This is a genomic window from Nonomuraea sp. NPDC049637, from assembly GCF_040675235.1.
GTDB lineage: Bacteria > Actinomycetota > Actinomycetes > Streptosporangiales > Streptosporangiaceae > Nonomuraea.
The window spans coordinates 234,573-254,107 of the sequence record NZ_JBFAOM010000001.1; the positions used below are offsets into that span (position 1 = coordinate 234,573).

Here is a 19,535-nt window from a genome sequence, read left to right on the forward strand (position 1 = left end):
GGATAGCATCGGTTTACGTGACCACTGTGCGGCTGAACTCAGCAGACCCAGTCTCTGTCGACACCGACGCCCTGATCGTCGGCTTCCGGCCCGGCCAGGACGGCCCCCGCCCGGCCACGGGCGCTGAGTCCCTCGACGCGGCTTTCGGCGGCAACCTCGCCACCTCCCTCAGCTCGCTCGGCTTCTCCGGCAAACCCGGAGAGCTGGCCAAGCTGCCCACGTTCGGCGCCGTCCAGGCCCCGGTGCTCGTCGCCGTCGGCCTGGGCGACTCCTCCGACCACGAGTCCCTTCGCCGCGCCGCCGGCGCCGCCGTGCGGTCGCTGGCCGGCACCGCGCGCGCCGCGCTGGCCCTGCCTGCCGACGACGACGCCCAGGCCGAGGCCGTCGCCCTGGGCGCGCTGCTCGGCGCGTACGGCTTCGACCGCTACCGCACGGGCGAGCCGCCGAAGGCGCCCGTCTCCGAGATCACCGTCCTGTCCGGCCGGGGCGAGTCCGCCGCCGAGCGGGCCGGCGTGCTGGCCGAGTCGGTCTCGCTCGTCCGCGACCTGGTCAACACGCCACCGTCCGACCTGTGGCCGGCCAAGTTCGCCGAGATCGCCGAGCAGGAGGGCGCCAAGCACGGGCTCACCGTCGAGGTCCTCGACGAGAAGCAGCTCAAGGACGGCGGCTACGGCGGCCTGGTCGGCGTCGGCCAGGGCTCGGTCAACCCGCCGCGCCTGGTCCGCCTCGCCTACAGCCACCCCGAGGCGGGCAAGACGCTGGCGTTCGTGGGCAAGGGCATCACGTTCGACTCCGGCGGCCTGTCGCTCAAGCCGTCGGCCGCCATGGACTGGATGAAGTCCGACATGGGCGGCGCGGGCGCCGTGCTCGGCGCGCTGGTCGGCATCGCCCGGCTCGGCCTGCCGGTCAACGTCGTGGGCTACCTCTGCCTGGCCGAGAACCTGCCGAGCGGCACCGCCCAGCGCCCCTCCGACGTCATCCACAGCTACAGCGGCAAGACCGTCGAGGTGCTCGACACCGACGCCGAGGGCCGCCTGGTGCTCATGGACGGCATCGCGCGCGCCGCCGAGGACGACCCCGACCTGATCGTCGACATCGCCACGCTGACCGGCGCGCAGATCGTCGCGCTCGGCTGGCGCACCGCGGGCGTCATGGCCAACGACGACGCCGTCCGCGAGCTGGTCGTCGAGGCCGCCACCGCCGCGGGCGAGGGCGCCTGGGGCATGCCGCTGCCGGAGGAACTGCGCAAGGGCCTCGACTCGCCGGTCGCCGACATCGCCAACCTCCACCCCGAGCGCTTCGGCGGCATGCTCACCGCCGCCATCTTCCTCAAGGAGTTCGTCCCCGACGGGGTGCGCTGGGCGCACATCGACATGGCCGGACCGGCCTACAACAAGGGCGAGCCGTACGGCTACACCCCCAAGGGCGGCACCGGCGCCATCACCCGCACCCTCATCGGACTCGCAGAGCGGCACGCGAGCATCTGAAACAAATGAAAAGATGACGGCATCACGAACACCCCGACAAGGAGCCTTCCTGTGGCCTATGACATCGTCGTCCTAGGTGGCGGCAGCGGCGGTTACGCCTGCGCGCTCCGGGCGGCCGAGCTGGGCAAGTCGGTCGTCCTCATCGAAAAGGACAAGATCGGCGGCACCTGCCTCCACAGGGGATGCATCCCCACGAAGGCCCTGCTGCACTCGGCCGAGGTCGCCGACGAGACCCGCGAGAGCGCGTCCTTCGGCGTCAAGGCGAGCTTCGAGGGCATCGACGTCCAGGGCGTGCACGCGTTCAAGGACAAGATCGTCACGCGGGCCTGGAAGGGCGTCCAGGGCCTGCTCAAGGGCGCGGGCGTGACGGTCGTCGAGGGCGAGGGCCGGCTGGTGGGCCCGCGCAGCGTGCAGGTGGGCTCGGAGGTCTACGAGGGCGCCAACCTCGTGCTGGCCACCGGCTCGGCCCCCCGCACGCTGCCCGGCCTGGAGATCGACGGCGAGCGGGTCATCACCAGCGAGCACACCCTGAAGATGGACCGCGTGCCGTCGTCGGTGATCGTCCTGGGCGGCGGCGTGATCGGCGTCGAGCTGGCCAGCGTCTACCGCTCCTTCGGCGCCGAGGTCACGATCGTCGAGGCGCTGCCGCACCTGCTGCCCACCGAGGAGGAGTCCAGCTCCAAGCTGCTGGAGCGGGCCTTCCGCCGCCGCGGCATCAAGTACGAGCTGGGCGTCTTCTTCGACTCGGCCAAGACCACCGAGACGGGCGTCGTCGTCACCCTGGCCAACGGCAAGACCCTCGACGCCGAGATCCTGCTCGTCGCGGTCGGCCGCGGCGCGGTGTCGTCCGGCATGGGCTTCGAGGAGCAGGGCGTCACGGTCGAGCGCGGCGCCGTCGTGGTCGACGAGCACTGCCAGACCTCGGTCCCCGGCGTCTACGCCATCGGCGACCTGATCCCCACGCTGCAGCTGGCGCACGCCGGGTTCGCCGAGGGCATCATGGTGGCCGAGCACATCGCCGGCCTCAACCCGCCGCCGATCGACTACGCCGGCGTGCCCCGCATCACCTACTCCGACCCCGAGGTCGCCTCGGTCGGCATCACGTCGGCGCAGGCCGCCGAGCGCGGCATCGAGATCGTCGAGCAGGTCTACGACCTGGCCGGCAACCCCAAGAGCCAGATCCTCGGCACCTCCGGAGCGGTGAAGGTCATCGCCCAGAAGGACGGCCCGGTCGTCGGCGTCCACATGGTGGGCCGGCGCATCGGCGAGCTCGTCACGGAAGGCCAGCTGATCTACAACTGGGAGGCGCTGCCCGCAGAGGTCGCCCAGCTCATCCACGCACATCCGACTCAGTCCGAGGCAGTCGGTGAGGCGATGCTGGCCCTGGCCGGCAAGCCGTTGCACGTACACAACTAGTCCAGCCCTCGAGATCAGAACGCGAGAGAAGAATAACGATGCCGGTCTCCGTACAGATGCCCCAGCTCGGCGAGAGCGTGACCGAGGGCACGGTAACCCGTTGGCTGAAGAAGGAGGGCGAGCGCGTCGAGGCCGACGAGCCGCTCCTCGAGGTCTCGACCGACAAGGTCGACACCGAGATCCCGTCGCCTTCCGCGGGTGTCCTGACCAAGATCGTCGTGGCTGAGGACGAGACGGTCGAGGTCGGCGCCGAGCTCGCCATCATCGACGAGAACGCCCAGCCGGGCGCCGCCGCCCCGGCCCCGCAGGCCGCTCCCGAGCCCGAGCCGGAGCCCGAGCCCGCCCCGGCTCCCCCGGCCTCCTCCATCCCGCAGCCGGCCCCGGCCCAGCCCGCTCCCCAGCAGGCCGCCCCGGCTCCGGCCCCGCAGGCCCCGGCCCCGCAGCAGGCCGCTCCGGCTCCGGCCCCGCAGGCTCCGGCTCCGCAGCAGCAGCCCGCCGCCGAGCCGGCCGCGCCGGCGCCCGCGGGCGACAGCCCCTACGTGACGCCGCTGGTGCGCAAGCTCGCCAACGAGCACGGCGTCGACCTCGACTCGATCAACGGCACCGGCGTCGGCGGCCGCATCCGCAAGCAGGACGTGCTGGAGGCCGCCAAGTCCCAGCGCGAGCAGGCCGCCGCCCCGGCCGCGGCTCCGGCGGCCCAGCCGGCCGCCGCCGCGCCGGCCCCCGCCGCCGCCCAGGCCCCGGTCGCCGCGGCGCCCGAGCCGGTCGAGGTCGACACCACGCTGCGCGGCCGTACGGAGAAGATGACGCGGCTGCGTCAGACCATCGCCAAGCGCATGGTCGAGTCGCTGCAGACCGCGGCGCAGCTCACGTCGGTCGTCGAGGTCGACGTCACGAAGATCGCCCAGCTCCGGGCGCGGGCGAAGGACGACTTCTTCCGCCGCGAGGGCGTGAAGCTGACCTTCACCCCGTTCTTCGCGATGGCCACCGTCGAGGCGCTCAAGCAGCACCCGAAGCTCAACGCCACGATCAACAACGAGACCAACGAGGTCACGTACTTCGACGTGGAGAACCTGGGCGTCGCGGTCGACACCGAGCGCGGCCTGCTCGCGGCGGTCGTCAAGAACGCCGGCGACCTCAACCTGGCCGGCCTGGCCCGCAAGGTCACCGACCTGGCCGAGCGCACCCGCAACAACCAGGTGACGCCCGACGAGGTCACCGGCGGCACGTTCACGCTGACCAACACCGGCAGCCGTGGCGCGCTGTTCGACACGCCGATCCTCAACCAGCCGCAGGTGGGCATGCTCGGCACCGGCGCGGTCGTCAAGCGGCCCGTCGTGCTCGACACGCCCGAGGGCGAGGTCATCGCGGTGCGGTCGATGGTCTACCTGGCGCTGACCTACGACCACCGCCTGGTCGACGGCGCCGACGCCGCCCGCTTCCTGACGACGATCAAGCGTCGCCTGGAGGAGGGCCGCTTCGAGGCCCAGCTCGGGCTCGCGTAGTCATCGCTCTTGAGGCCGGGTGGCTCCTTCGGGGGGCCGCCCGGCCTCTGGCGTACTGTGGGGGCCATGGCGATCATCGTGACCGGGGCGTCGGGCCTGATCGGTACGGCGCTGGTCGGGGCGCTGCGCGACGAGGGGCGGGAGGTCGTCCGCCTGGTCCGGCGGGAGCCCGCGGGGCCGGGAGAGGCCTTCTGGGACCCCTCGGCGGGGGTGCTCGACCGGGCCGCGCTCGAAGGGGCCGAGGCCGTGGTGCACCTGGCCGGGGCCTCGGTCGGCGACCGGCGCTGGACCACCGGCTACAAGCGCGAGCTGGTGCGCAGCCGCGTCGAGGGCACCCGGCTGCTGGTCGACGCCCTGCGCGCGCTCGGCAGGCCGCCCGAGGTGCTGCTGTCGGCCTCCGGGGTCGACTTCTACGGCGACACGGGCAGCCGGGAGATCGACGAGAGCCAGGGCAAGGGCCGGGGGTTCCTGGCCGAGCTGTGCGAGCGCTGGGAGCGGGAGGCCGAGCGGGCCGCCGAGGCCGGGTGCCGGGTCGCGCGGCTGCGCACGGCGATGGTGCTGAGCCGGCACGGCGGGGCGCTCGGGCGCATGTTGCCGATCTTCCGCATGGGGCTGGGCGCGCCGCTGGGGACGGGCCGGCAGTACTGGTCGTGGATCTCCTTGGACGATTGGGTGGCCGCCGCACTACATATCCTGAAAAATCGGGAAATCGAAGGTCCGGTCAATCTCGGGTCCCCTTCTCCGGTCACCAACGAAGAATTCACCCGGACTCTGGGTAAATGCCTGCGTAAAGGCACAGTCCCCATGCCGGTACCGGCGTTCGCCCTGTCCATCGGGGTGGGCGAATTCGCCCGCGCGGGGCTGCTGCCGAGCCATCGCATGATCCCGCGGAAACTGCTTGACAGCGGCTACGGCTTCACGCATACCCGTCTCGACGAGGCGCTGCGCGCCGTACTGTAGGGTGCCGTTCGTCCTTCAGCACGCGGGAGATCCGACATGAGCAGGTCCGGGCAGTCGCACATTCTGGCCATCGGGGGCGGGTCGTTCCGCCCGAGCGAGCGCCACAACTTCATCGAGGCGAGCGGGTTGCTGCGGTACGGCCTCGACCTGACCGGCCAGGACCGCCCCAAGCTCGGCTTGGTCGCCACCGCCCTCGGCGACTCCGCCGACTGGCTGCTGAAGATGTACGGCGCCTTCTCCGGCTGGGACGTCGAGCTGAGCCACCTGACGGTCTTCCCCATGCCCAACGTCGAGGACGCGCGGGCCTGGGCGCTCGAACAGGACATGATCTACGTCAGCGGCGGCAGCGTGGCCAACCTGATGGCGTTGTGGCGGCTGCACGGCCTCGACGAGGTCTTCGAGGAGGCCTGGCGGGCCGGCGTGGTGCTGTCCGGGCAGAGCGCGGGCGCCCTGTGCTGGCACGTGGGCGGCAACACCGACTCCTTCGGCCCGGCGCTGCGCCCGTGGGCCGACGGGATGGCGCTGCTGCCGTACTCGTGCGGGGTGCACTACAACGCCGAGCCGCAGCGCCGCCCGCTGCTGCAGGAGTCGGTCGCCTCCGGCGAGCTGCCCGGCGGGTACGCCGCCGACGAGGGCGTCGCCCTGCACTACGTGGGCACCGAGTTCATCCAGGCGGTCACCGTCGACCCGCGGGCGTACGCCTACCGGCTGGAGTACGACGGCGCCAACGGCGTCAAGGAGTTCAGGATCGAGCCACGCCTGTTGACCCCCTGATTACCCGGACAGGGTGAGGGAACGGCACAATAGGCTCATGCGCCCCACCCACGGGGACGATCCCCACGCGCTGGCCGTCGTCCGCCTCGGTGTGGACGTCCCCTACGAGCAAGCCTGGTCGTTGCAGCGCTGGATGCACGGCAAGCGGGTCGCCGGCGAGCTGGGCGACGCGGTCCTGATCCTGGAGCACGCCCCCGTCTACACCGCGGGCAGGCGCACCCTGCCCGGCGACCGTCCCGCCGACGGCACCCCCGTCGTCGACGCCGACCGGGGCGGCCGGGTCACCTGGCACGGCCCCGGCCAGCTCGTCGCCTACCCCATCGTCGCCGTCGCCGACGTCACCCGTTACGTCTGCGCCCTTGAGGAGACGATGATCCAGGTGTGCGCCGACTTCGGCGTCACCGGCCGGCGGGTGCCGGGGCGTCCGGGCGTGTGGGCGGCCGGCGACGTCGCGCTGGGGCTGCCCGACCGGCAGCTCGGCGCGGTCGGCATCCGCGTCGCGCGCGGCGTGACGATGCACGGCTTCGCGCTCAACTGCGCCAACGACCCGCGCTGGTTCAACCGGATCGCGCCGTGCGGGCTGCCCGATGCGGGGGTCTCCTCGCTCTCGGCCGAGACCGGCCGCCGGATCGTGGTCGAGGAGGTCATCCCGATCGCCGAGAAGCGGCTGGCCGAGGCGCTCGGCAGGGAGCCGTTCGACCTGCACGAGGAGGATCTGCTGCGCAGGTGACCGAACCGGCATCGAACAGCGGTTGAATCCGGATCTTTCCGGCTTAACATCGCCGTGTGAAGCGTTCCGCCGCTCTCGTCCTTGCGCTCCTGGTCCACCTGCTCACGCTGGCCTTCCTCGCGCTGGGCGCGTGGGCCGTGCTGGCGCACCTCGGCTCCCTCGTCGCGTGGCTGGCCGGCGGCGTGAGCCTGGCCGTGGGCTGGGCGCTGCGGCCCCGCCTTCCCCGCCTGCCGGCCGACGCAGAGGTGCTCGACCGCGCCGCGGCCGGCGAGCTGTACGCGCTGGCCGACCGGGTGGCCGACCGGGCCCGCGTCAAGAGGCCGCGCAAGGTCGCGGTCCGGGATCTGGCCACCGAGACCGTCTATGACCATGTGGGCGTGCCGCGCACGCCGGTGCTGGTCATCGGGCTGCCGTTGTGGCTGGCCCTGACGCCGCGGCAGCGGGTGGCGCTGCTGGCCACCGCGTACGCGCGCACCCCCGCCGCCGAGGAGCTGATCGTGGACGGCGCCCTGTTCACGCTGGCCTCCTGGCACGACGCGCTGCTCGGGTCGAGCGCTCCGCTGAAGATCAGGGAGGAGGCCCAGGCCAAGATCGCCGCTTCGTCGCTGGGCGCGATCGACCAGCCCGGCACGACGTACGAGGCGGCGGGGTTCTTCGGCCGGCTGATCGGGCAAGTGCTGGGCGGCCCGGTGCTGCTGGCGGAGTACGCGCTGACGGCGCTGGCCCGCGCCGGGCGGCCTCGTACCGAGGAACGGCGGGCGGCGATCGCCCGGCGGGTGGTGTCCGAGGCCGAGCTGGACGAGCTGCGCGACCTGGCCGCCGGCGGCTACCTGGCGCCCATCCAGGCCGCGGCCCTGCGCGGCGAGAGCGTCACGGCCATCAGGCAGGGCGCGCTGGCCCGCCACCGGCTCACCGACGACGGCGTGCTGACCTCGGCGCCGCACTCGGAGCTGCTGGACACCGCCGGGTCCGCGCTGATCGACGAGGAGCTGCTGCGCCACTACACCAGGGCGATCCGCGGCTTCGGGCTCATCACCTGACCCTCGACCGGTCCGGTTCGACGGCGGACGTAAGCTGGACGGGTGACCGTTGCTCCTGATGGCCGAAAGCTCCTCCGCCTGGAGGTGCGCAACGCCGAGACCCCTATCGAGCGCAAGCCCCCGTGGATCAAGACCAAGCTGAAGACGGGCCCCGAATACACCGAGCTGAAATCGCTCGTGCGCCGGGAGGGCCTGCACACGGTCTGTGAAGAGGCGGGCTGTCCCAACATCTACGAGTGCTGGGAAGACCGCGAGGCGACCTTCCTCATCGGCGGCGACCAGTGCACCCGCCGGTGCGACTTCTGCCAGATCGACACGGGCAAGCCCAAGGAATACGACCGCGACGAGCCGCGCCGGGTCGCCGAGTCCGTCCAGCAGATGGGCCTGCGCTACGCGACCGTGACCGGCGTGGCCCGCGACGACCTGCCCGACGGCGGCGCCTGGCTCTACGCCGAGACCGCCCGGCAGATCCACTCGCTGCTGCCCGGCTGCGGCGTCGAGCTGCTGGTGCCCGACTTCAACGGCAACCGCGACCAGCTGGAGGAGGTCTTCTCCAGCAAACCCGAGGTGTTCGCCCACAACGTCGAGACGGTGCCGCGCATCTTCAAGCGCATCCGTCCGGCCTTCCGCTACGAGCGTTCGCTCGGGGTGATCACGACGGCCCGCGAGGCCGGGCTGGTCACCAAGTCCAACCTGATCCTGGGCATGGGCGAGACCCGCGAAGAGGTCGTCGAGGCGATGCGCGACCTGCACGCCGCCGGCACCGACCTGCTGACGATCACCCAGTACCTGCGGCCGACGCCGCGCCACCACCCGGTGGAGCGCTGGGTCAAGCCGGAGGAGTTCGTCGAGCTGCAGGCCGAGGCCGAGGCGATCGGGTTCGCCGGGGTGCTGTCCGGGCCGCTGGTGCGCTCGTCCTACCGCGCGGGCAGGCTCTACCAGCAGGCCATCGCGGCCCGCCAGACCACCTGATCCAGGCTGGTCCCAGCTGATCCCGATTGATCCCGCTTGATCCCGCTTGAGCGGAGCCCCGGGCCGTTTGCCCGGGGCTTTTCGCGTCCCTAGCATGGCAGGGCCGAGGGAGGGGTGAGGCCATGGCGACCGTGATCCGCACCAGCGACCTGCCCGCGCGCAGTCGTCACGAGGCCTGGCGCGGCATCGTCTGCGACACGCTCGGGCCGCTCGACCTGCGCATCGATTCCGGCGCGCCGCTGCGGGGCGAGATCGAGCTGGGGCAATTAGGCCCCGTGGGCGTGGGCCGGGTGCGCACGTCCACGCCGCACAGCGTCCACCGCACGGCGAAGTTGATCCACCGCGACAACCCCGAGCTCTACCGGGCCGTGCTGGCCGTCTCGGGCAACCCGGTGCTGCGCCAGGACGGCCGCGAGATCCGCCTGGACAAGGGCGAGTTCGCCATCTACGACTTCACCCGCCCCTACGAGGTGGCCTACGACTCGGCCGTGCAGGTGGCGGTGTTCAGCTTCCCGCACGAGCTGCTGCCGCTGCCCTACGACGACGTGGCCAGGCTGACCGCGGTGCCCGTCTCGGCGCGCGAGGGCACCGGCGCGCTGGCCGTGCCGCTGCTGCGCCGGGTCACCCAGGACTACGACGACTACACCCCGGCCAGCGCGGCCAGGCTGGCGACGGTGGTGATGGACCTGGTCACCACGGCCCTGGCCGAACGGGCCGAGCAGGCCGCCGCGGTGCCCGAGGACGCCCGCCGCCGCGCCCTGCTGCTGCGCGTGCGCGCCTTCATCGACCAGCGGCTGGGCTGGGCCGACCTCGACCCGGCGATGGTGGCCGAGGCGCACCACGTCTCGGTGCGTTACCTGCACCGGCTGTTCGAGTCCGAGAACACGACGGTGGCCGCCTGGATCAGGCACCGGCGGCTGGAGCGCTGCCGCGCCGACCTGCTGGGCGCCCGCCACCTGCCGGTCGGCGAGGTCGGGGCGCGGTGGGGGCTGCCCGACTCGGCGCACTTCAGCAGGCTGTTCAAGCGGGCGTACGGGTTGCCGCCGGCCGAGTTCCGGCGCGCCAACCCCGTGCGCTGATCGTCAACCGTCCTGGCACGGGGATCCAAGACGCGCGGGGTCGTGGTGAGCAGACTGAAGGTGTCACAGAACACCTCAGATGCCTAGGAGCACGACATGCAGCTCTTCCTGAACCTCCCGGTCACGGACCTGGACCGGTCGCAGAAGTTCTTCACCGAGCTCGGCTTCACCATGTACGGCATGGCCGAGGGCATGGCCTCGATGCTCGTCAACGAGCAGACCCAGGTCATGCTGCTCACCGAGCCGACGTTCTCCGCCTACGTCACCAAGGAGATCGCCGACGCCACCACCAGCACCGAGGCCATCCTGGTGCTCGGCATGGAGAACCCGGCCCAGGTGGACGAGCTGGTGGACAAGGCGCTCGCGCTCGGCGCCACCCCGGCCGGCGTGCCGCAGGAGGCCGGCGTCCGCTACCAGCGCGGCTTCGCCGACCTCGACGGGCACCACTGGGAGGCCCTCTGCCTGGTCCAGCCCGCGTGAACGGCCACGCCACCTCGGCGGACGGCACCGTGCTGGCCTACGACAGCTACGGCGCCGGCCCGGCGGTCGTGCTGGTCAACGGCGCGTTCGGCGACCGGGCGCACCCCACGCCGGCGGGTGTGGCCGCCGGGCTGGCGCCCTGGTTCACGGTCGTCAACTACGACCGCAGGGGCCGGGGCGGCAGCGGCGACACCCGGCCGTACGCGGTCGAGCGGGAGATCGAGGACCTGGCGGCGGTGATCGGGGCGGCGGGCGGGACGGCCATGGTGTTCGGGGGCTCGTCCGGCGCGGCGCTCGTGCTGGAGGCCGCCGCCCGGGGCCTCGGCATCACCAGGGTGGCGGTGTGGGAGCCGCCGTACCACGTGGACGCCGACGCTCCCCCGCTGCCGGACGACTTCGCCGCGCAGCTCGACGCGCTGGTCGACGCCGGCCGCTGGGAGAAGGCGGTCGAGCGGTTCATGGTGGAGGCGGCCGAGGTGCCGGCCGAGGCCGTGGCCGCGATGCGGGCCGACGCGTCGTGGGCGCACCTGAAGGGCGTGGCCCGCACGCTGGCCTACGAGGCCGCCGTCCTCGGGCCGGGCAACCGGCTGCCGGCCGCCACGCTGGCCGCGATCGCACAGCCGCTGCTGGTGCTGAGCGGGGAGCGCAGCCCCCGGTGGATGGCGGGCGCGGCGCGGGCGGTCGCGGCGGGCGTGCCGGGGGCGCGGCACCGGGTGCTGGAGGAGCAGTCCCACGCCGTGACGCCGGAGGCGCTGGTGCCCGAGTTGCTGGAGTTCTTCGCCCGGTGAGAGGCTTTGCGTAACGTAAAGGTCACAAACCTATCGAGTGCTCGGTTTTCTGGTGAACACTGATGCCGTGGAACTCGACGAACTGATCGCCCGGCTCGACCTCGCCACCAAGATCCGCCTGCTCACCGGGGCCGGCATGTGGTCCCTTCCGCCGATCCCCGAGATCGGGCTCGACCGGCTCGTGATGAGCGACGGCCCGATCGGCGTCCGCGGCGAGCAGTGGACCTCCGCCGACCCGTCGATCGCGCTGCCCAGCCCGACCGCGCTCGCGGCCACCTGGGACGTGGAGCTCGTCCGGCGGGCCGGCGCGCTGCTGGCCCAGGAGGCCCGGCGCAAGGGCGTGCACGTGCTGCTCGCGCCCACGATCAACCTGCACCGCTCCCCGCTCGGCGGCCGGCACTTCGAGTGCTTCTCGGAGGACCCGTACCTGACCGGCGAGATCGGCGCGGCCTACGTCGAGGGCGTGCAGGAGGGCGGCGTGGCCACCACGCCCAAGCACTTCGTGGCCAACGACTTCGAGACCGACCGCTTCACCGTGGACGTGCGGGTCGACGAGAAGACGCTGCGCGAGGTGTACCTGCGGCCGTTCGAGCGGGTGGTGCGGGCCGGCGCGTGGGGGCTGATGACGGCCTACAACTCGGTGAACGGCACGACCATGACCGAGCACTCCGCCCTGGTCAACGGCGTGCTGAAGGACGAGTGGGGGTTCGACGGGCTCGTCGTGTCCGACTGGACGGCCGTGCGCAGCACCGAGGCCGCCGCCCTCGGCGGCACCGACGTGGCCATGCCCGGCCCGTTCGGCCCGTGGGGGGACAGGCTGGAGGCCGCCGTCCGGGAGGGGCGGGTGCCCGAGTCGGTGATCGACGACAAGGTCCGGCGCGTCCTGCGGCTGGCCCGGCGCACGGGTGCGCTGGGCGGCGGCGACCGGCCCTCACCCGGCGTCGTCGACGGCCCCATCGACGGACCCGCGCTGGCCCGCGAGGTGGCCGCGCGCGGGTTCACCCTGCTCACCAACGACGGCGTGCTGCCGCTGCGGGACGTGCGCACGCTCGCGCTCATCGGCTCGGCCGCCGGCGAGGCCCGGGTCATGGGCGGCGGCAGCGCCCAGGTCTTCCCCGACCGGATCGTCTCGCCGCTGGCCGGGCTGGGCGCGCTGGAGGGCGTCGAGGTCCGGCACGCCGTCGGGACCGACCCGCGGATCCGCCTGGCGCCGCTGGCCTGCCCGGTCGTGGCGCAGTTCCTCGACGCGGCGGGCGGCCTGCTGGCCGAGCACCCGCTGGCGGCGGCCGAGGCGCGCTGGGTCGGCCAGTTGCCGCCGGACGTGGACGGCGAGCGGCTCGGGGCCGTGCGGCTGCGGGCGGCGTACACGCCGGCCACGTCGGGACGGCACGAGCTGTCGGTGGCGGGCGTGGGCGCCTTCACCGTCACGGTGAACGGCGAGACCGTGCTCGACGCGGCGATCGAGCCGGAAGGGGGCGATCCGGCGGCCGCGTTCCTGTCGCCGCCGGAGCGGCGCTTCGCCGTCGAGATGACCGCGGGGGAGCCGTACGAGCTGAGCGTGACGCATCCGGCGGGGGCCTTCGGGGGCATGGCGTTCGTGGCGTACACGCTGGGCCACGCCGACCCGGCGCCGGGGCCGGACGAGCTGATCGCCGAGGCCGTGCGGGTGGCCGCGGACAGCGACGTGGCGGTGGTGGTGGCCTCGACCACGCCGGAGGTGGAGAGCGAGGGCTTCGACCGCGAGACCCTCGCGCTCCCCGGCCGCCAGGACGAGCTGATCCGCGCCGTGGCCGCCGCCAACCCGCGCACGGTGGTGGTGGTCAACGCGGGCTCGCCGGTGGAGATGCCGTGGGCGGACGAGGTCGCGGCCGTGCTGCTGACCTGGTTCCCCGGGCAGGAGGCCGGGGCCGCGCTGGCCGACGTGCTGTCGGGCCGCGCCGAGCCGGGCGGCCGCCTGCCCACCACCTGGCCCGCCACGCTCGCGGACGCCCCCGTCACGGACGTCACCCCCGTGGACGGCGCTGTGGCCTACGACGAGGGCCCGTACATCGGGTACCGGGCCTGGGAGCGGTCGGGGCGGGTTCCGGCCTTCTGGTTCGGCCACGGCCTCGGCTACACGACGTGGAGCTACGACTCCATCGCCGCCGAGGGCTCCACCGTGACCGTCGCGCTGACCAACACCGGCGACCGCTTCGGCCGCGAGGTCGTGCAGATCTACCTCTGCCGGGGCGCCGACCGCCGCCTGGCCGGGTTCGACGTGGTCGAGGCCGGGCCGGGCGAGACCGTGATCACGACCGTCTTCCTGCCCGACAGCGCCTTCCAGGTGTGGGAGGACGGCTGGCGCACGGTCGAGGGCGAGTACACGCTCCAGGCGTCGCACCACGTCGCGGACCCGAGGCTGTCGATCACGGTGAAGATCTAGCGACAAAGGCCGGTCGCGTTTTCCATAGTGCACCAGTTGGTTTGTATCCTTCTGAGCATGGCAAAGTCCGAGGATCCAGAGAAGCCGGGGCGCATCAAGCAGCTCCGCATGATCGCGCAGATCATCAAGCAGGCCAACCCCAAGGGGATGCCGATCGTCTTCCTCTCGGCGGTGGGCACGCTGGCTGTGGTCGTCGTGATCGGCCTGGTCACGGACTACCTGTGGTATTCGGTGTTCATCGGCGTCCTGGCCGCGCTCACTGTCGGGCTGGTCGTCTTCGGCCAGCTCGCCCAGAAGGCCCAGTACTCGATCCTGCACGGCCAGACCGGCGCCGCCGCCGCGGTCCTGCAGGGCATGCGGGGCAACTGGCAGGTCACCCCGGCCATCGCCGTCAACCGTGACCAGGACCTGGTCCACCTCGTCGTCGGCTTCCCGGGGGTCGTGCTGGTCTCGGAGGGGCCGGGCAACCGGGTGGCCAAGATGCTCGCCGCCGAGAAGAAGCGGGTCGCGCGCGTGGTGCTGGGCGTCGAGATCTACGACATCCAGTGCGGCGACGGCGAGGGCCAGGTGCCGATCGCCAAGCTGCAGCGGCACATCATGAAGCTGCCGCGCAACCTGAAGAAGCCCTCGGTCAACGAGGTCAAGGACCGGCTGCGCTCGCTGCCGAAGAACCTGCCGATGCCGAAGGGCCCGATGCCCAAGGGGGCCCGCATGCCGCGCGGCCCGAAGATGCGCTAGTGCTGTCGGTCTCCTCGCGGGCCAACCGCCACTGGTGGGACGGCAACGCCGACGACTACCAGGTCGAGCACGGCGGCTTCCTGGGGGACACCGGTTTCGTCTGGTGCCCCGAGGGCGTCGACGAGGCCGAGGCGCACCTGCTGGGCGAGGTGCGCGGCCGGCGCGTGCTGGAGATCGGCTGCGGCGCGGCGCAGTGCGCGCGGTGGCTGGTGACGCAGGGGGCGCGGGTGGCCGCCTTCGACATCTCCCACCGGCAGTTGCGCCACTCCCAGCGCATCGACCTCGACACCGGCCTGCGCGTGCCCGTGGCGCAGGCCGACGCCGAGTCGCTGCCGTTCGCCTCCGGCGCCTTCGACCTGGCGTGCTCGGCGTACGGGGCGCTGCCGTTCGTGGCCGACCCGCTGGCGGTCTTCCGCGAGGTGCGCAGGGTGCTGCGGCCGGGCGGCCGGTTCGTGTTCTCGGTGAGCCACCCGATCCGGTGGGCCTTCCCCGACGATCCCGGCCCGCGCGGGCTCACCTCCGACCGCTCCTACTTCGACCGCTCGCCCTACGTCGAGCGGGACGACGACGGCACCCCCACCTACGTCGAGCACCACCGCACGATGGGCGACTGGATCGGCCTGCTGGCCGCCTCCGGGCTGACCCTCACCGGCCTGCTGGAGCCGGAGTGGCCGCGGGGGCACGAGCGGGCGTGGGGCGGCTGGAGCCCGCTGCGCGGCCGGCACATCCCCGGCACGGCCATCTTCACCTGCGCGAATACCTAGCCGCGAGCGCGGCGAAGACCTCCTTGGGCTCCCAGCGGGTCTCGTCGAGCATCCTGACCACGCCGTAGGAGCCGAGGTCGTCGGCGCCGCGCCGGTTGTAGGCGGCGAAGGTGAACCAGAACGCGGCCGCCAGGCCCTCGACCTCGAAGACGTCGAGCAGCTCCTCGAAGTAGCGGACCTGCTCCCCCTCGTCGGGCACGGCCCCCTCGGGCACCAGGTACGCCGAGCCGCCCCGCTCCCCCGCGCCCTTGTAGGCGCAGGTGCCGAACTCGGTGGCGGCCACCGGCTTGCCGTGGGCGAAGTGGGCGCGCAGCTCCGCCGGGAAGTCCGCGGCGTTGTAGGCGGCGCGGTAGGCGTCGACGCCGACGATGTCGAAGGGCGTCCAGTCGACGAACTCCCAGGGGCCCGACGCGTACGTGAGCCGTCCGCCGAACCGGGCCCGGACCGCCGCGGCGGCCTCGGCCAGGAAGGCGTTGAAGCGGGGCGCGACGTCGGCGGCCGTCGTCTGCCACCAGGCGAGGTCGGCGGTCGTCATGGCCGCCAGGCGCTCGCCGTAGCTGGCGCCGGGGATGAAGCCGTGGCAGAACGCGCTGGTCTCGCACCCGGCGACCAGCACCACCTCGGCGCCGGTGCGGCGCAGGGACTCGGCGCGGGCGGCGCAGTCGGCGTAGAGGGCGACGGCCTGCTCGGGGGTGGCGTCCACGGGGAAGGGCGCGAACCACACCTCCAGACCGGCCGCGGCGGCCCGCTCGGCCGCGACGGAGAGCCGGTCGGGATCGCCGCCGGAGACGCGGACGGCCGTGCAGTGGAGCTCGTCGGCGATCACCCGCATCTCGCGGGCGACGACGTCGGGATCGAAGGTCCGGCGGCTGAGCTGCGGGCCGTTCAGAAACCCAGTGTCGTAGTTAATCCCTTTTTTCACTCTTTTTCCCCTTTTATGGATGAAAAGCCGTTTTCGAGGAGATCGAAGGCCGTCTCGACGTCGTCCGCCAGCAGCCGGCCCGCCTCCTCCAGCGCGGCCCCCGAGGCGAGCCGGTGGAAGAACGTCTCCTGCAGCGTGGTGACCGCGGCGGTGATCTGGGCCGCCATGAGCTGGGCGGTCAGGTCGCCCGCGGGCGCGCCCAGGTCCTCGGCCAGCGCCGCGGCCAGCGCGTGCCGCTCCCCCGCGTGGGTCTGCTGGACGGCCGCCAGCAGCGCCGGGGTGGCCGCGATCACCCGGACGCGGGTCAGCAGCCCCTCCACGTCCACCTCCCGCGCGCCCTGGGCGGCCATCGTCCGGTAGTGCTCGCGCAGCGCGCCCAGCGGCGAGCGGCCCGGCGCCCGGCCCGCCACGATCGCGGCCGTGTCCTCCGTGACGCCGTCGAGAGCCAGGCACTCCTTGCTGGGGAAGTACGCGAACAGCGTGACCTTGGCGACCCCGGCCGCCTCGGCGATCTCGTTGACCGTCACCGCGTCGAAGCCGCGCTCGGCGAACAACCGCAGAGCCGTCTCCGCGATGCGCCGCCGCGTCTGCTCCTTCTTGCGCTCCCTGAGCCCCGCCATCATGGCTCAACGATAACCGTACCGAGTAAGAATTCAAACCCGGTACGGTTTCTTTACTCCGCAGTGCTCATCGGCGCGCGGGCCGCCAGGCCGGCGGTGGCGGCCAGCATGGCGGCGCTGAGCGCGAAGACGCCGAGCACGCCGGTCGCGCCCGCCACCACGCCCGCCAGGGCCGGCACCAGCACCTGACCCAGCCGGTTGCCGGTCAGGCGCAGCGCGAGCGCCGTGCCGCGCTCGCCGGCCCGCGCGCGACCGGCTACCCAGGACAGCGTCAGCGGCTGGCCCAGCCCCAGCGCGAACCCCATCAGCGCGACGACCGGCACCGCGGCGGCCGTCCCGCACAGCGGCAGCGCGGCGACGGTGACCGCGGCGGCGACGGTGCTGGTCACCAGGACGGCGCGGCGGCCGTACCGCAGGACCAGGCGTTCCATGGCGAGCCTGCTCGCCATGGTGGTGGCGGCCCGCAGCGCCAGCAGCGCGCCGACCGCGACCACCCCTGCGCCGCGGCTCTGCCCCCAGGCCGGCAGGTACGCCAGCACCATGTCGATCGTGGACACGGTGGCCAGGCTGGTGACGAGGGCCTGCCACATGCCCTCCTGGCCGAGCGTGCCGCGCAGCGGAAAACGCCGGACGGCGGCCCGCTCGCGCGCCGGGCCCGGCCCGTCGGCCCACAGGCTCGCCAGCCCCGCCACCAGCCCGAACCCGGCCGCCACGACGAGGGCGGGCCCGACGCCGGTCGCACTGCCGGGGCCGCCGCCGGCGGCGATCGTGCCGCCCGCGACGAGGGCCGCGGCGGACGGCCCGGCGAGCTGGCCGAGCGAGGTGAACACGGTGAAGCGCGCGTAGGCCCGGTCGTGGCCCCCGGCGGCCACCCGGTTGGCGATGACGGCCTGCTGGGCGACGACGGACAGCAGATGCCCGAGCCCGAACAGCGCGTTGAGCAGCACCAGCGCCCACAACGAGCGGGCCACGGCCAGGGCCAGGGCGCTGCCGGTGATCAGCGCGGCGCCCAGCAGAGCCGCGCCGCGCTCGCCGGAGGCGTCCACCCAGCGGCCCACGGAGACGGCCGCGAAGAGCGGGAGCACCGAGAACCCGGCGGTGATGAGCCCGATGCCGAGGTTGCCCGCGCCGATCTCGATGGCCCGGTAGCTGACCATAGGACGGGCCGCGAACGTCGCCGCCTGCACGCACACCGCCGCCACCATGAGCGGGCCGAACCACCGGCCCGCCCCGGCCCGGCCGGTCGTCACATCCGGACGACCACGGTGTTGGACACCCGGTCGTGCACCCCGCGGTGGTCACGGTCCCAGATCAGGGCCGGCAGGGCCAGGCCGAGCAGGACGGTGCGCACCAGCACGGGCAGCAGGCGCGGGGCGCCGCCGTCCATGGCGGCGACGCGGACGCCGGCCAGCCGGTGGCCGAACGTCTGGCCCATGAAGCCGACGAGCAGCAGGTACTGGAGCGCGAACACCAGCACCGGCGCCCACGGGGACTCGGCCGGGTTCATCCTGAGCAGCAGCTGCACGACGACCCAGGTGCAGATCATCCAGTCGATCACGAGCGCGGCGATCCTGCGCCCCCACCCGGCGACCGATCCGCTGCCCTCCTCGGGCAGCCCGAGACGCTCACCCGGGTATCCGAGGTCGATCCCGGCCGACCGGATGCCGCCCAGCCAGGTCTGCGTCCACCGAGGCTCGTTGCTGCTCATGCCGTCAACGGTATCCGGCCCCCTGGGCGGTCGGCATCGTGACCCAACCGCGCTCTGCCGTCGCCATCATGGTCGCCATGCCACACGGGGATGACCTTGACGCGCGCTTCAACGAGGTGATCGCGCAGTTCGACGAGGGCGAGCGCCGCAGGATGCGCTCGTCCGCCGCCAAGGGGGCCAGGGAAGGCGTCACGCGGCAACGCGCGCCTCGCCCGCCGCGGCGGGACCGCTTACCCGCCGGCCACGTGCCGGCCGAGCGCGGCTCGCGCCGGCTCGGGCGCATGTCGGTGGCGCTGATCGCGCTGTGCGCGATCGTGGGCGCCGCCGGGGTCGTGGTCACCTACCGCCCCGACCTGCTCGGCGGGAACCCCGGCCTGGAGGCCCTGTCCCTGCCCGCGACCCGCGTCGACGCGGACGACCCCTTCGCCGGCTCGCCCGCCGAGCACTACGCCGACGGCGCCGCGGGCCTCGTGATGCCGGCGGCGAAGGCGCTGGGCGGCCTGTCGAAGGCGGAGGTGGCCAAGGGCCTGGAGCGCACCCGCGCCCTGCTGGCGGCGGCCCTGCTCGACCGCGAGACGCTGCTGGGCGGCAGGCCCAAGGCGTTCGCCGGGCTGCTCGACGCCGACCAGCGCGAGGAGTTCTACAAAGAGCTGGGCGGCAAGAAGTACGACAGCCGCCAGATGGTCAACAGCTTCGCCCCCGGCAGCGCCGAGCTCGCCACCGACGTGGTCAAGATCCACGGCACCGCCCGCCTCGGCACCTTCCGGGAGGACGGGCTGCACGGTGTCAAGGTCGAGGTGAACTACCTGGCCGTCTACGCCGTGCGCCGCCCCGGCGTGCCGGCCACCACCATGCGGCTGGTCTCGCAGCTCACCGGCGAGGTGCAGCTCCACCGCTCGGACGGCAAGCCCGCCGTGTACGTGGACTGGGGCATGAGCAGCACCCCGGCCGACTGCGACATCGACGACGGGTTCGTCCACCCCGTCTACGAGGACGACCCGCCCGGTTCCGTCGCGCCGACGGGCCCGGCCACCGACCCCTACGACCTGGACGTCCGGCCGGATTTCGACGGAGGCTGCGACACGTCCCAAGGGACGTGACCCTGCGTAACACATGCGAAACAATCGAGA

Annotated in this window: 19 protein-coding genes; 15 read left to right on the forward strand and 4 right to left on the reverse strand. The window is 73.1% G+C overall.

From position 1 onward, the window contains the following. Positions 1-17 precede the first annotated feature (17 nt). From AB0J71_RS01110 to AB0J71_RS01175, 14 genes are all read left to right on the forward strand, one after another. Positions 18-1,487, forward strand: coding sequence for a leucyl aminopeptidase (locus tag AB0J71_RS01110; protein WP_352323063.1), 1,470 nt, complete (start codon positions 18-20; stop codon positions 1,485-1,487). A gap of 51 nt (positions 1,488-1,538) precedes the next feature. Continuing rightward, positions 1,539-2,903 (forward strand): dihydrolipoyl dehydrogenase, encoded by a 1,365-nt coding sequence (gene lpdA / locus AB0J71_RS01115; RefSeq protein WP_352323062.1) that lies wholly within the window; start codon positions 1,539-1,541, stop codon positions 2,901-2,903. A gap of 38 nt (positions 2,904-2,941) precedes the next feature. Further along, positions 2,942-4,408: a 2-oxoglutarate dehydrogenase, E2 component, dihydrolipoamide succinyltransferase gene (gene sucB / locus AB0J71_RS01120; RefSeq protein ID WP_364411852.1), complete on the forward strand. Its 1,467-nt coding sequence runs from the start codon at positions 2,942-2,944 to the stop codon at positions 4,406-4,408. Positions 4,409-4,474: 66 nt separating this feature from the next. Next, positions 4,475-5,368 (forward strand): TIGR01777 family oxidoreductase, encoded by an 894-nt coding sequence (locus tag AB0J71_RS01125; protein WP_352323060.1) that lies wholly within the window; start codon positions 4,475-4,477, stop codon positions 5,366-5,368. Between the two features lie 36 nt (positions 5,369-5,404). Continuing rightward, the gene (locus tag AB0J71_RS01130; protein ID WP_352323059.1) at positions 5,405-6,142 is read left to right on the forward strand and encodes a peptidase E; all 738 of its coding nucleotides are present in this window, start codon (positions 5,405-5,407) and stop codon (positions 6,140-6,142) included. Between the two features lie 37 nt (positions 6,143-6,179). After that, positions 6,180-6,872: a lipoyl(octanoyl) transferase LipB gene (gene lipB, locus AB0J71_RS01135; protein WP_352323058.1), complete on the forward strand. Its 693-nt coding sequence runs from the start codon at positions 6,180-6,182 to the stop codon at positions 6,870-6,872. A 56-nt stretch (positions 6,873-6,928) separates the two neighbouring features. Continuing rightward, a complete protein-coding gene (locus AB0J71_RS01140) occupies positions 6,929-7,912 on the forward strand; it encodes a M48 family metallopeptidase (protein WP_352323057.1) in 984 nt (327 codons plus the stop codon). Between the two features lie 42 nt (positions 7,913-7,954). After that, on the forward strand, positions 7,955-8,884 hold the full coding sequence (gene lipA / locus AB0J71_RS01145) for a lipoyl synthase (RefSeq protein ID WP_352323056.1): 930 nt from the start codon (positions 7,955-7,957) through the stop codon (positions 8,882-8,884). 122 nt (positions 8,885-9,006) lie between these two features. Continuing rightward, positions 9,007-9,963: a helix-turn-helix domain-containing protein gene (locus AB0J71_RS01150; protein WP_364411855.1), complete on the forward strand. Its 957-nt coding sequence runs from the start codon at positions 9,007-9,009 to the stop codon at positions 9,961-9,963. 96 nt (positions 9,964-10,059) lie between these two features. Then, on the forward strand, positions 10,060-10,443 hold the full coding sequence (locus AB0J71_RS01155; protein WP_364411858.1) for a VOC family protein: 384 nt from the start codon (positions 10,060-10,062) through the stop codon (positions 10,441-10,443). Continuing rightward, positions 10,440-11,231, forward strand: coding sequence for an alpha/beta hydrolase (locus AB0J71_RS01160; protein WP_364411860.1), 792 nt, complete (start codon positions 10,440-10,442; stop codon positions 11,229-11,231). Before AB0J71_RS01155 ends, AB0J71_RS01160 begins: the two co-directional genes overlap by 4 nt. A 67-nt stretch (positions 11,232-11,298) precedes the next feature. Then, positions 11,299-13,653: a glycoside hydrolase family 3 C-terminal domain-containing protein gene (locus AB0J71_RS01165; protein WP_364411863.1), complete on the forward strand. Its 2,355-nt coding sequence runs from the start codon at positions 11,299-11,301 to the stop codon at positions 13,651-13,653. A 57-nt stretch (positions 13,654-13,710) separates the two neighbouring features. Then, positions 13,711-14,391, forward strand: coding sequence for a DUF4191 domain-containing protein (locus AB0J71_RS01170; RefSeq protein WP_352323051.1), 681 nt, complete (start codon positions 13,711-13,713; stop codon positions 14,389-14,391). After that, a complete protein-coding gene (locus tag AB0J71_RS01175) occupies positions 14,391-15,155 on the forward strand; it encodes a methyltransferase domain-containing protein (RefSeq protein ID WP_352323050.1) in 765 nt (254 codons plus the stop codon). Before AB0J71_RS01170 ends, AB0J71_RS01175 begins: the two co-directional genes overlap by 1 nt. Here AB0J71_RS01175 and AB0J71_RS01180 read toward each other — a convergent pair. The 4 genes from AB0J71_RS01180 to AB0J71_RS01195 are packed head-to-tail and all read right to left on the reverse strand — an operon-like array spanning position 15,136 to position 18,405. Continuing rightward, positions 15,136-16,077: a hypothetical protein gene (locus AB0J71_RS01180; protein WP_364411866.1), complete on the reverse strand. Its 942-nt coding sequence runs from the start codon at positions 16,075-16,077 to the stop codon at positions 15,136-15,138. The two genes, AB0J71_RS01175 and AB0J71_RS01180, sit on opposite strands and share 20 nt — an antisense overlap. After that, positions 16,074-16,700, reverse strand: a complete 627-nt coding sequence (locus AB0J71_RS01185) for a TetR family transcriptional regulator (RefSeq protein WP_364411869.1) — start codon at positions 16,698-16,700, stop codon at positions 16,074-16,076. Before AB0J71_RS01185 ends, AB0J71_RS01180 begins: the two co-directional genes overlap by 4 nt. A 50-nt stretch (positions 16,701-16,750) precedes the next feature. Then, the gene (locus AB0J71_RS01190) at positions 16,751-17,947 is read right to left on the reverse strand and encodes an MFS transporter (RefSeq protein WP_364411872.1); all 1,197 of its coding nucleotides are present in this window, start codon (positions 17,945-17,947) and stop codon (positions 16,751-16,753) included. Further along, complete coding sequence (locus tag AB0J71_RS01195) at positions 17,944-18,405, reverse strand: RDD family protein (protein WP_352323046.1); 462 nt, start codon at positions 18,403-18,405, stop codon at positions 17,944-17,946. The genes AB0J71_RS01190 and AB0J71_RS01195 overlap by 4 nt, the downstream gene beginning before the upstream one ends. A gap of 77 nt (positions 18,406-18,482) precedes the next feature. Here AB0J71_RS01195 and AB0J71_RS01200 point away from each other — a divergent pair, with 77 nt between their 5' ends. After that, the gene (locus tag AB0J71_RS01200; RefSeq protein ID WP_364411875.1) at positions 18,483-19,505 is read left to right on the forward strand and encodes a hypothetical protein; all 1,023 of its coding nucleotides are present in this window, start codon (positions 18,483-18,485) and stop codon (positions 19,503-19,505) included. The last annotated feature ends 30 nt before the right edge of the window (positions 19,506-19,535 follow it).